Below are 11,029 nucleotides of genomic sequence, written 5' to 3'. Positions count from 1 at the left end.
ATTTGCCGGGTGTCCGGAGTTTCCCGGTCGCACACCCCAACAGCGGAAGGAGCGCCGGTGCCGGACGGCTTCGAGCAGTTCGCCGCGGAGCGACTCGATCGGCTCCTGCGGTACGCCACCGCGATGACCTGCGACCGGTATCTGGCCCAGGACATCGTGCAGGAGGTGCTGGCCCGGGCCCAGCACCGGTGGCCCAAGATCGCGGCGATGGACGCGCCCTACCTGTACGTCAAGCGGATGGTGACCAACGAGTACCTCTCGTGGCGCCGCCGCCGCGCGGCCCGGGACATCGCCTCCTCCCGCGCGACCCTGGAGACGCTCACCCCGCCGGTGCACGATCCGGCCGTGCAGCACGCCGAACGCGACGCCATGCGCGCCCGGATCGCCGTACTGCCAAGGAAACAACGCGCCGCCCTGGTGCTGCGCTACTACGAGGACTGCACGGACGCGGAGATCGCGGACGTGTTGCGCTGCACGGAGGCCACCGTCCGCAGCCACATTTCCCGTGCGCTCAAGACGTTGCGCACGGCCGACCGGGTCATGGAGGTGCTGTGAACGAGGAAACCCTGATCCGTCAGGCGATCGAGGAAGAGGCCAGCCAGGCCGTCGACCCCGGCACCGTGCTGGCCGGTCTCCGGGACACGCAGCCGAGGCGGCGAACCGGAATGCTGATGGCCGTCGCCGGAACCGCCGTCGCCGCAGCGGTTGTGGCCGTCGTGGTGCCGCTGACCGCGTCTCGTGACGAGCAGCCCGCTCCCGCGGCCAACTCCTCGGCCGCGCCGGTCCCAGCCGCCGAGGAGAACATCCTGCTGGTGGGAACGGACGACCACGGCGCCCCGTACACCGACACCATGATCCTGATCCACCGGGGCCCGGGGGGTTCGTTCCGCGCCGTCTCGCTGCCGCGCGACACCTTTGTGGAGATTCCCGGCTTCGGCCACCACAAGCTCAACTCGGCATACGTACGCGGCACGATGAACAACGGCGGCACCGAGGGCGGGACGAAGGCGCTGGTGGGCGCGGTCGAGCAGCTCACCGGCGCGCGCGTCGACCACTACGCGTTCATCGACACGCCCGACCTGCCCAAGGTCGTCAACGCCCTCGGCGGCGTGGAGGTCTGCCTGCGCAACAAGGTGAAGGACACGTACGCCGGCGTCGACCTCCCCGCCGGGAAACAGGTCATCAACGGTGAGCAGGCCCTGGGGTACCTCCGGCAGCGGCACGGCCTGCCCAACGGCGACCTCGACCGGATCGCCCGCGCACAGGCGTTCCTGACGTCGTTGCTGGCCAAGGTGGCCGGGCGGACCGACCTCAGCAAGGCGGTCGAGCTGGTGCAGAGCGCCGTGCGGGTGGACCCGAACTGGGACGTGCTGCGGTTCGCCAACGGACTCGCGGGAGCGACCCTGACCACGGCCACCATCCCGTACCAGAACGTGGCGCTGAAGACCCCTGCCGACGGGGACGCGATCGGCGTCGACCCGGCCGCGGTGAAGAAGTTCGTCACCGACTTCTTCGCCCAGCGGCCGGGCACGGCTCAGCCAGGTGCCCCTGGGGACGGCTGCGTCAACTGACGCCACTGGGGTCGTCCGGCTGCGGCCGGGCGACCCCAGTGCTGTGGCCGGATAGGTTCACCGACTCGACGGCCAACCCACCCGGCCACAGCACTAACTCGGGCTGGTGTCCACGCTGGCTATCTGGCGGAGGATGTTGCGGCGGACTTTGCCGGTCGCGGTGCGGGGCAACCTGGTCAGCTCGATGACCATGCGGGGGCGTTTGAACGCCGCCAGCCCGTCACGGCACCACTGGATCAGCTCGTCCTCGTCGACCTTGTGTCCCGCGACCGGGACGACGCAGGCGACCGTCTTGTCCAGACCATCCTGGTCGGGCACGCCGACCACCGCGACCTCCGCGACGGAAGGGTGTTCCAGCAGGCGGTTCTCCACTTCGCTTGGTGTCACCCAGATTCCGCCCGACTTGAGCATGTCTCCGGTGCGGCCCAAGCTGGTGTACGTGCCGTCCTCGTTGCGCACGTATGTGTCGCCGGTGCGGGTCCAGTCGCCCAGGAACACGCGGCGGGAGGTGTCCGTGCGGCACCAGTAGCCGGTCGCCGCGGACTCGCCCTTCACATACAGCTCGCCGGACACACCGTGCCCCTCGATCACCGCGCCGAACTCGTCCCGCAGCTCGACTTCGTACCCGGGCACCGGCACCCCCGAGGATGCGGGCCGGACCTGGCCGGGCCGGTTGGACACGAAGATGTGCAGCAGCTCGGTGGAGCCGATGCCGTCCAGGATCTCCAGGCCGAACCGGTCCCGCATGCCGTGGCACATCCGCGGCGGCAACGCCTCCCCCGCCGAAACACCTAGGCGCACACCGGCGAACGTGTCGTCGGGCAGGTCACCCGCGAGCACCGGGCCCCAGAAGCTGGGCATCCCGAACAACAACGTCGGCTGGTGTTCGGCGATCCGCCGCGCGATCAGGTCACCCGACGGGCGGCTCGGCTCCAGCACCGCCGAAGCGCTCACGGACAACGGGAAGAACATCGAGTTCCCCAGCCCGTAGGCGAAGAACAGCTTGGCCACGGACAAACACCGGTCCTCCGGCCGGATCCCGAGCACCTGCTGGCCATAAGTCTCGGCCACGACCTGGATATCGCGGTGCCGGTGCATGGCGGCCTTGGGTTCGCCGGTCGTCCCGGAGGTGTACAGCCACAACGCGGGCGAGTCGGACCAGGTGGCGTAGGGCTCGCTCAACCGGCCGTGCAGGGTCAGGACCCGCCACGGCAGAGCCTGCTCGGGCTCCATCCCGGCCATGACGACGTGCTCGACGTCGGGCGCCCCGTCGACGGCGATGGTGATCGCCCGCGCGTACTCCGACGAGCCCAGCACCGTCCGCGCCCGCGAGTCGATCACGAGTTTGCGCAGCTCAGGACCGGTGAGCATGGTCGAGCACGGCACCGCGACCGCGCCGAGCCACATCGAGGCGAGGATCGCGGTGAACAGCTCGACCTCGTCGGTCATGCACATCAGCACCCGGTCCTCGGGCCGCACGCCGAGCGAGCGCAGCCCGGCGGCGATGGTCTGGACCTCGTCGCCAAGCTCGGCGTACGTGAGCGTCCGGCTGGGTGCGACGACCGCGACCCGGTCACCGGCGCCCAACTGGACGTGTCTGTCCACTAAGTACTGTGCTGCGTTGAAAGCCGTGGTGGTGGGGGCAGTCATGGCGGGATCCGTCCGGCTCAGGTCAGATACACGTACTCGTAGTCGAACGGCTTGGAGTTGATGCCGTGCGTCGGCGGCGCGACCCAGCTGGCGATCTTGCCGCGCTCGTAGACCGGGTGCATCAGCGACCGGACGAAGGTCAGGTCTTCGCTCGTCGGCAGCCACTTGTGCTTGGCCGCCTGCCAGGTCTGCTCGTCCACGATCGTGCCGTCCGGGGTGATGTGGTGTCCGGCGTGCAGCCCGACATTACGGTTGAAACCGACGTGCGGCAATGCGAAGGAATACGAGATCTCGGCCTCGCTGAGGATCTTGTTCCACCGCTTGATCCCGCTGTTGCAGTCCGCTATGTACTCGCCACGCAGGTCGAGGTTGAGCGCCAGCAGGGTCTGCACCTCGTCGGTGCTCCAGGTGCCGTCGGTGTTCGGCCGCTCGAAGAACGTGGAGCCGTCGGCGAGCTGGTGGTCGTCCTTGCGCCGGGTCTCCTGCCAGCGGCCCTTGAGCCCGGCGGTGTAGTAGTTGGCCGCGTTGGTGGAGGTCTCGCTGCCGAACAGGTCCAGCGACACCGTGTAGTGGAAGTTGATGTACTTCTGGATGATGTCCAGCGGGATCCCGCCGTGCTTGCCGATGTCCAGCGTGTCGTGCTCGCGGATCAGCTCGGCACTGCGCGTCACCACCCGGTCCACCCCGGTGGTGCCGACGAACATGTGGTGCGCCTCCTCCTTGAGCATGAACTCGCAGGTGCGCGACAACGGGTCGAAGGCGCTCTCCTTCAACGTGCCGAGCTGGTACTTGCCGTCCCGGTCGGTGAAGTAGGTGAACATGTAGAAGGCCAGCCAGTCGGCGGTCTCCTCGTTGAACGCACCCAGGATGCGCGGCGCGTCCGGGCTGCCGGAGTTGCGGAACAGCAGCGCCTCCGCCTCCTCGCGGCCCTCCCGGCCGAAGTAGGCGTGCAGCAGGTACACCATCGCCCAGAGGTGCCTGCCTTCCTCCACGTTGACCTGGAACAGGTTGCGCAGGTCGTAAAGGCTTGGCGCGGTCAGGCCCAGAAGTCGTTGCTGCTCCACCGAAGCGGGTTCGGTGTCGCCCTGGATCACGATCAGCCGCTGCAGATCGGCCCGGTACTCGCCGGGAACCTGTTGCCAGGCCGGTTCACCCTTGTGCTCACCGAACGCGATCGACCGGCCCGGGTCGCGCTCGGCGAGGAAGATCCCCCACCGGTAGTCCGGGACGTGCACGTGGTCGAAGTGCGCCCACCCCTCCCGGCCGACGCTGACCGCGGTGCGCAGGTACACGCCGTGGGTCTCCAGCGTGGGGCCCATCTCGCCCCACCAGTTCATGAACTTCGGCTGCCAGCCCTCCAGCGCCCGCTGCAGCCGCCGGTCGCCGGCCAGGTTGACGTTGTTCGGGATCTTGGCGTCGTAGTCGATCTTTTCCGGCAAAGGTGTCACACCCGCTTCCGGTCGAAGGCGGCCTTGCGGCCGGTGCCGTACCGCCTCAGCGCGCCGTCCTCACCGGACGCGTTGGGCCGGTTGAAGATCCAGTTCTGCCAGGCGGTCAGCCGGCCGAAGATCTTGGTCTCCAGCGTTTCCGGGCCGACGAACCGGTGGTTGGCCTCCATCCCGGTCAGCGCGTCCGGTGACAGCGAGGCGCGCGCCTCGACGGCCAGCCGCACCTCGTCGTCCCAGTCCAGGTCGTCCAGCGCCTCGGTGACCAGGCCCAGCTCGTCGGCCTTGGCCGGGGGCAGCGGCCGGTCGACCTCCTTGCGCAGCCAGTCCAGGTGATCGGTCTCGCCGTAGAACCGGGACTCTGCTCTGGACAGTCCGTTGCCCATCGGGAACGTGCCGAAGTTGTGCTGCGACAACGTGATCGACACGCCGTCCTCGTCCAGCAGGTACTGCCGGTCGCATGCGAGCGCCAGTTCCAGGAGTACTCCGGCGAAGCAGCTGCCGGGTTCGATCAGCGCGATCAGGCTGCGGCTGGTGACGTCCAGGCGCTTGAGGGTGCGCTTGTAGTAGTGCGTGATCTCGTTGCACAGCCAGTCTTCCCGGCCGACGATCGCGTTCTCGTGCGCCAGCACCTTCCCGGGATCGCCTTCGGTGCGGATCACCCAGGTACCCAGCTCGGGTTCATTGGTGCGCAAGCGCAGGATCAGATCGTCGAGCTCGCGGGTCATGGCGAGCAGCCAGGTATCCGCGCCTTCCGCGTGCACGTCCGGTTGTTCTGTGTCCGGCCCCTTGACGGTGACGTCGACAGTGCGGGCCTGGCGGTCGTACTTCGCGGTCACGTAACGGTAAGTGATGCCGTCGTCGGTGACTTCCCGTTGCATGGGCGTGAGTTCGATGCCCTCGGCGTCCGGACGTGTGCTCCGCTCAGCCATTTCCGTCGCGCGCTTGTGCACGTAGGAGGTGAAGTCGCGGCGCGGGGCGAGTTCGTCGACCAGCCGCCATTCGACCGCGGTCTTGCCTTTGATGCCGTCGCTGCGGGTGGCGAAGATGTCCGCGCGGTCCTTGCGCACCCGGCGTTTGTCGACGACACGGGTCAGGCCGCCGGTGCCGGGCAGCACGCCGAGCAGCGGGACCTCGGGCAACGCGACCGTGGAGGAGTTGTCGTCGACCAGGATGATCGTGTCGCAGGCCAGGGCCAGCTCGTAGCCGCCGCCCGCGCAGGACCCGTTCACCGCGGCCAGCCAGGTCTGGCCGGAGTGCTCGGTCGCGTCCTCCATGCCGTTGCGGGTCTCGTTGGTGAACTTGCAGAAGTTCACCTTCCACTCGTGCGAGGACGCCGCCAGCATCCGGATGTTCGCGCCGGCGCAGAACACGTTGTCCTTCGCGCTGGTAAGGACAACGGTCTTGACGCCGGGGTGCTCGAACCGCAGCCGCTGCACGGCGTCGTAGAGCTCGATGTCCACGCCGAGGTCGTACGAGTTGAGCTTGAGCTCGTAGCCCTCGACCAGGCCACCCTGCTCGTCGACGGTCATCTCCAGCCACGCCACCGGCCCGTCCACCCGCAGGCGCCAGTGCCGGTAGGTGGCGGGATGCCGATCGAATGTGACCTGAGGCATACTCCATTTTCTACACGATGACACCTACACGTCAAGCTTGTGTAGAACTTTGTGGGCCTGTTCCCCCCTCAGGCATACACCCGGCCACTCCCGGTGGTCTACAGCTCGTTCAGGGGATCGGTGTGCCGCGGACGCCAGCCAAGTTCGTCGCGGGCTTTGGCGCTCGACAGCTGCTGGTCGAGGGCGAACGCGTCCGCGATCGGACCCATCTCCTGACGGGCCTCTTCGATCGTGATCGACCGCGTTTGCTTGCCCTTCGCCAAGACCTCACTGACCTGACGGGCGGTGGGGCGCGCTTCGTTGACTCCAATGTAGACAGAGCCCTTGGCGGCGTTGAGCGCCCGCACGTACAGGTCCGCGATGTCATCGACATGCACGAGATCCCAGTGGTTCTCGCCGTCGCCGATGTACGGGACGACGTCCTTGCTGGCGTAGAACGTCTCGATCAGACCTTCGCCGCGCCCGTAAACCAGCCCGGGCACAACGACAACCCCGCCCCTGGCGCGGACTTCCTTCTCGTTGTCCAGACGCCAGGCCACGATCCCCGGCGGGTTGTACGGCGAACTCTCGGTGGCGACCCCATCCGTGTCGCCGTACACCCACGTCCCTCCACTATGGACGTAGACCTCGGCGCCCTGCTGCATCGCCTGCGCCGCGGCGCGGTCGATCGCGGGTGTGTCACCGTCGAAGTCCTGCGCGAGGTGAATCGCCGCCCCAGCGGCTTTCGCCGCCTCCCGCAGGACCTCGGTGCCGGTGATCGTGCCCCGGACCGGGGTCCCGCCGAGGTCCTTGACCAGCTCCGCGCTCTTGTCGCTGCGGGTCAGCGCGGTGACCTCATGCCCCGCGCGCACCAGAGCCGGAACGACCGAACGACCGATGTAACCAGTGCCACCTGTCACGAAAACCTTCATGCATCCAGCATGTGCGCAGGTAGCACGCCACGTCCAAGACCTGTTCGAGCGCCTGTGATGCCCTACGGGTATCAGAACGGGTGCCGCTGGATGTGGTCGGTGAGGCGGTCACGGGTCCATCGGCCGTTCCCGATCACCACGCGGTAGCGCAGGTTCAGCGTGTCGCCGGCGGGGAGGGTCAGGGGTTCGAAGAACGCGAGGGAGGGGTTCACGACCGGGTACGGGTCGGCGCGGACGAACCAGCGGCGGTCCGGAACGGGGTTGGCGGGGTCGTCGTGGAACAGCAGGGTTGAATGGCGGTCGACCTCGTCGTGCTCGCCCACGAACGCGAGCCAGGATCCCTTGCCGCCCATCAGGTCCCCGTCCTCGGTGAGCACCGAACCGCCGGTGAACGAGCGCGGCCCGCGCCAGAAGAACCCGCAGTACCCGGCCATCTCCCGGCCGAACACCGTGGGACTGCCGAACTCCAGCGCCCGGCCGCGGACGTTGCTCAGCGATGTCGTGAAAGCCAGGATCCAGTGGTCGTCGCCGACCGTGTAGCCGATCTCCCGGCGCTCGTCGATCCAGCGTTCCCCGGTCGCGGTGATCCAGTCGACCCGCTCGGTCAGCGGCCCGTCGAACCCTTGGTGCGCCAGCGATCCCACATTCGGCAACACCTGGTAACCGGACTCGCGCACCCACGACACCCCGCCCCAGAAGTTCTGGCCGGACAGGTGCGAAGCGGTCATCGCCAGACCCTTGTGCCACCGGTGGTCATGCGGCCGGAACCCGGTGACCACATCGCCGTCGAGTGTCCTCAGTGGATGGAAGCTCGGGCACGGGCTCTCGAACGCGGGCAGGCTCGGCCGGTACACATACCGGAACAACTCAACGCCACCAACCGTTAACGTCACCGCGCGGCCGTCGTCCGTGAGGTCCACCCTCCTTCTCTACCACGCGGGTCAGCTTCGTTCGAGCAGTTCCTCGATGATCTTCCTGGCCGGCTGGATGAGGATCGCACTGACCACGACCACCGCCCCGATCATGACGAAGCCGAGAATGTTGGAGACGTCGATCGCGTGGGCAAGGTCGGAGGCGGTGGCCAGGATGTCGGCGCGGATGACCGCGGTGGCGACCATGATCAGACCGAACGACGCCGTGATCAGCCGCTGCCACATCCGGTACCGCGGCACCTCCCGCCACGCGTGGTCGAACGCCGCCGCGCGGCGGGAGTCGCCGAAAGTCGCGATCGCGGCGGTGCTCACGTGGCTGAACGGCCGCCGGAACAGCAGCGTGGCCAGGCAGAAAACGCCGCCGATGAGCACGTACACCGGCTCGCGGAGGGCGGCTACCAGCGCGCTCTGCGTGACCAGCGAGAGGGTCAATGTTGCGGCGAGTTCGCACAACACCAATAGCCCGATCATGTCGACGCGATGACGGCGAACAGTTTCTGTCAACGCGACGATGGCGACCGCGATCGCCGGGGCGGTGAGCGCCCAGAACACACCGGCTCCGAACGCACGCAGGAGGTAGTAGCCGCCGATCGAGAGGGCGATCTCCAGTAAAGCCGTTCGCATGTCCCCTCCTCGGCTTTAGTACGTCACGTACTAGTACGATACATACTATGGCACCTCGCGGGCAGCTGTCCCCGGTCGTGATCGCCGTCCTCGCGCTGCTGGCCGAGGCGCCGATGCACGCCTACCGCATGCAGCAGCTGATGAAGGAACGCGGCGTTGAGCTGGTGGTCAACGTGCGCAACCGGTCCGGCCTGCATGCCGCGATCGACCGGCTGGCCCGCGACGAGCTGATCCGTGTCCGTGCCGTCGAACGCGACACGCGCCATCCCGAGCGCACGGTTTACGAGCTGACGCCGAGCGGCAAGGACGCCCTGCTGACCGGTCTACGTGAGAGCGTCGCCGCTCCGGCGCGGGAGTTTCCGCTGTTCCCGGCGGTGGTGTCGTTCCTGCACCTACTCAGCCCGCGGGACGCGCTGGAGCAATTCGAGCGCCGGGTCGAAGCCTTGGAGCAGGCGCTCGCGGCGACTCAGGCCGTGCTCACCGCCTCGATCGAGTACGGCGTTCCCCGGCTGCACCTGCTGGAACACGAGTACCTCAAGACCGTCACCGAGGCGGAGCTGGCTTGGGTGCGGGGTGTGGTCGCGGACATCAAGGCCGGCACGCTGACCTGGGAAGTGCTCATGGGGTGAGCACTTTGTCTGCGAAACTTCGGGTATGCGCGCGGATCGGTTGGTGGCGGCGCTCCTGTTGATGCAGGCGCGTGGGCGGGTGACGGCCGCTGAGCTGGCGTCGGAGCTGGAGGTCTCGGTGGCCACCGCCCGCCGCGACCTCGAAGCGCTCTCGACGGCGGGCATTCCGGTGTACCCGCAGCCTGGGCGCGGCGGCGGGTGGGAGTTGCTCGGTGGGGCACGGACGGATCTGAGCGGGCTGACCGCAGCCGAGGCGCAGGCGTTGTTCCTGCTGGTCGGGCCCGCGGCGGCGGTGGCTCCCGAGGCGAAGGCGGCGTTGCGCAAGCTGGTGCAGGCGTTGCCCCAGACGTTCCGCGCGGACGCGCAAGCCGCGGCCGAGGCGACGGTCATCGACCCGTCGCGCTGGGGCGAGCACAGCAAGCAGACGCCCATCGCGGTGCGGACCCTGCAGACCGCCGTGGTGCGGCGGCTCAAGGTCCGGCTGACCTACAGCGGTCGCGAGCGGGTGATCGACCCGTGGGGTCTCGTGAACAAGGACGACATCTGGTACCTGATCGCCGGAACCGGCCAGGGCCGCCGCACCTTCCGGGTCGACCGGATCGCCACTGTCGAGGTCACGGCCGAACCCGCGGACCGGCCGGGCGACTTCGACCTGTCCGCGGTCTGGGACGAAGTCGTTCAGCAGATGGAAGAACGCCGGTCCACTGTGGAGACGCGGGTGCTGGTCGAGACCCGGTTCGTGCCGATTCTGCGCGACCAGTTCGGCCGGCACTGCGAGGTCGAGGCGGACCTGCCCGACGGCCGGTCCCGGGTTCGCCTCGCCGCGCATCTGCCGATCGGCATCGCCCAGCACCTGGCCGGCTGGGGCGCGCTGGTCGAAGTGATCGACTCCGGCCCGGTCAAAGCCGAACTGGCGCGCCTGGGCCGCGAACTCGTGGATCGCTACAGCTGAAAGAAGATCATCGGGTTGTCGTGTCCACTGTGGATCGGTTCGGCCAGCCCGAGCTTGGCGCGGTGCCGCATGATCCGGTCGTACACCCCGGGAGCGGCCTTGCGCGAGGCGGTGAAGTACGAGATCCGCTTGTCCGCCAGCCACTTCAGCACAACGGATCCTTCGGACAACGGCAGCGCCCGCCGCCCATGGAACACGTCATGCACGCTCACCGGGCAGGAAACCCCGGGGAACACCGCCTCCAGGTACCACCGGGCAAAGGAAGCGGTGTGCGCGGCATCCACGAACAGGTATCCGATGTCCTCGGGAAGCCTCGCCTCCCGCACATCTCCCTGCGCGAAACTCCACCGCGAGGCCAGCTCCGCGGGCACGGACGCGTTGGCCGTGATGTCGTACGAGTGCAGCTGCCCGAACTCGTTGTCCCGCAACGCCCGCAGAATCCACGACGTCGACCACCCGTACAACGACCCCATCTCGACGACGGTGGCGGGACACGTCTCCCGCAACCGCAGGTACGTCAGCTCGGCCTCGATGTCGTCCAGCTGGGCCTTGAGCCCGGACTCGTACAACTTCCGTTGCTCGGCGCGGACCTTCAGCAGGTCAGGCAGGTACTTCGAGTACAGCGCGACGACATCCTCGACATCCAGCCGGGAAACATTGGCGTGCAAGGGAATCTCCTCCAAGATCGGAACCAGGTCA

11 protein-coding genes are annotated in these 11,029 nt (G+C 68.0%); 4 read left to right on the top strand and 7 right to left on the bottom strand.

Features of this window, described 5'->3' with window-relative positions:
• Positions 1 to 57: 57 nt before the first annotated feature.
• Positions 58 to 555 (top strand): SigE family RNA polymerase sigma factor, encoded by a 498-nt coding sequence (locus AB0J95_RS48670; RefSeq protein WP_364773333.1) that lies wholly within the window; start codon positions 58 to 60, stop codon positions 553 to 555.
• Positions 552 to 1,571 carry an LCP family protein gene (locus AB0J95_RS48665; protein ID WP_364773332.1) on the top strand — a complete coding sequence of 340 codons (1,020 nt, stop codon included), beginning with the start codon at positions 552 to 554 and terminating at the stop codon, positions 1,569 to 1,571. Before AB0J95_RS48670 ends, AB0J95_RS48665 begins: the two co-directional genes overlap by 4 nt.
• 93 nt (positions 1,572 to 1,664) lie before the next feature.
• Here the strand turns inward: AB0J95_RS48665 and AB0J95_RS48660 are convergent, their stop codons facing one another.
• The 6 genes from AB0J95_RS48660 to AB0J95_RS48635 all read right to left on the bottom strand — a co-directional run bounded on the left by AB0J95_RS48660 (position 1,665) and on the right by AB0J95_RS48635 (position 8,749).
• Positions 1,665 to 3,221 (bottom strand): benzoate-CoA ligase family protein, encoded by a 1,557-nt coding sequence (locus AB0J95_RS48660; protein ID WP_364773330.1) that lies wholly within the window; start codon positions 3,219 to 3,221, stop codon positions 1,665 to 1,667.
• Positions 3,222 to 3,238: 17 nt separating this feature from the next.
• Positions 3,239 to 4,660, bottom strand: coding sequence for a benzoyl-CoA 2,3-epoxidase subunit BoxB (boxB, locus tag AB0J95_RS48655; RefSeq protein WP_364773404.1), 1,422 nt, complete (start codon positions 4,658 to 4,660; stop codon positions 3,239 to 3,241).
• A gap of 5 nt (positions 4,661 to 4,665) precedes the next feature.
• Positions 4,666 to 6,282, bottom strand: a complete 1,617-nt coding sequence (boxC, locus tag AB0J95_RS48650; protein WP_364773329.1) for a 2,3-epoxybenzoyl-CoA dihydrolase — start codon at positions 6,280 to 6,282, stop codon at positions 4,666 to 4,668.
• A 98-nt stretch (positions 6,283 to 6,380) separates the two neighbouring features.
• Entirely contained in the window at positions 6,381 to 7,193 is an 813-nt protein-coding gene (locus AB0J95_RS48645) for an NAD-dependent epimerase/dehydratase family protein (protein ID WP_364773327.1), read from the bottom strand.
• A 71-nt stretch (positions 7,194 to 7,264) separates the two neighbouring features.
• Complete coding sequence (locus AB0J95_RS48640; protein WP_364773325.1) at positions 7,265 to 8,113, bottom strand: PmoA family protein; 849 nt, start codon at positions 8,111 to 8,113, stop codon at positions 7,265 to 7,267.
• A gap of 21 nt (positions 8,114 to 8,134) precedes the next feature.
• Positions 8,135 to 8,749, bottom strand: coding sequence for a VC0807 family protein (locus tag AB0J95_RS48635; RefSeq protein WP_364773324.1), 615 nt, complete (start codon positions 8,747 to 8,749; stop codon positions 8,135 to 8,137).
• 47 nt (positions 8,750 to 8,796) lie between these two features.
• On the opposite strand from AB0J95_RS48635, the gene AB0J95_RS48630 reads away from it, so the two are divergent.
• Positions 8,797 to 9,378 (top strand): PadR family transcriptional regulator, encoded by a 582-nt coding sequence (locus tag AB0J95_RS48630; protein WP_364773323.1) that lies wholly within the window; start codon positions 8,797 to 8,799, stop codon positions 9,376 to 9,378.
• A gap of 25 nt (positions 9,379 to 9,403) precedes the next feature.
• Positions 9,404 to 10,330 (top strand): WYL domain-containing protein, encoded by a 927-nt coding sequence (locus tag AB0J95_RS48625; protein ID WP_364773321.1) that lies wholly within the window; start codon positions 9,404 to 9,406, stop codon positions 10,328 to 10,330.
• Here the strand turns inward: AB0J95_RS48625 and AB0J95_RS48620 are convergent.
• Positions 10,321 to 10,998 (bottom strand): class I SAM-dependent methyltransferase, encoded by a 678-nt coding sequence (locus AB0J95_RS48620; protein WP_364773319.1) that lies wholly within the window; start codon positions 10,996 to 10,998, stop codon positions 10,321 to 10,323. The genes AB0J95_RS48625 and AB0J95_RS48620 overlap by 10 nt on opposite strands.
• Between the last annotated feature and the right edge of the window lie 31 nt (positions 10,999 to 11,029).

The organism is Actinocrispum sp. NPDC049592, assembly GCF_040675465.1.
In the GTDB taxonomy this organism is placed as follows: Bacteria; Actinomycetota; Actinomycetes; order Mycobacteriales; family Pseudonocardiaceae; genus Kibdelosporangium.
This window is presented reverse-complemented; position numbering and strand designations above follow the sequence as displayed.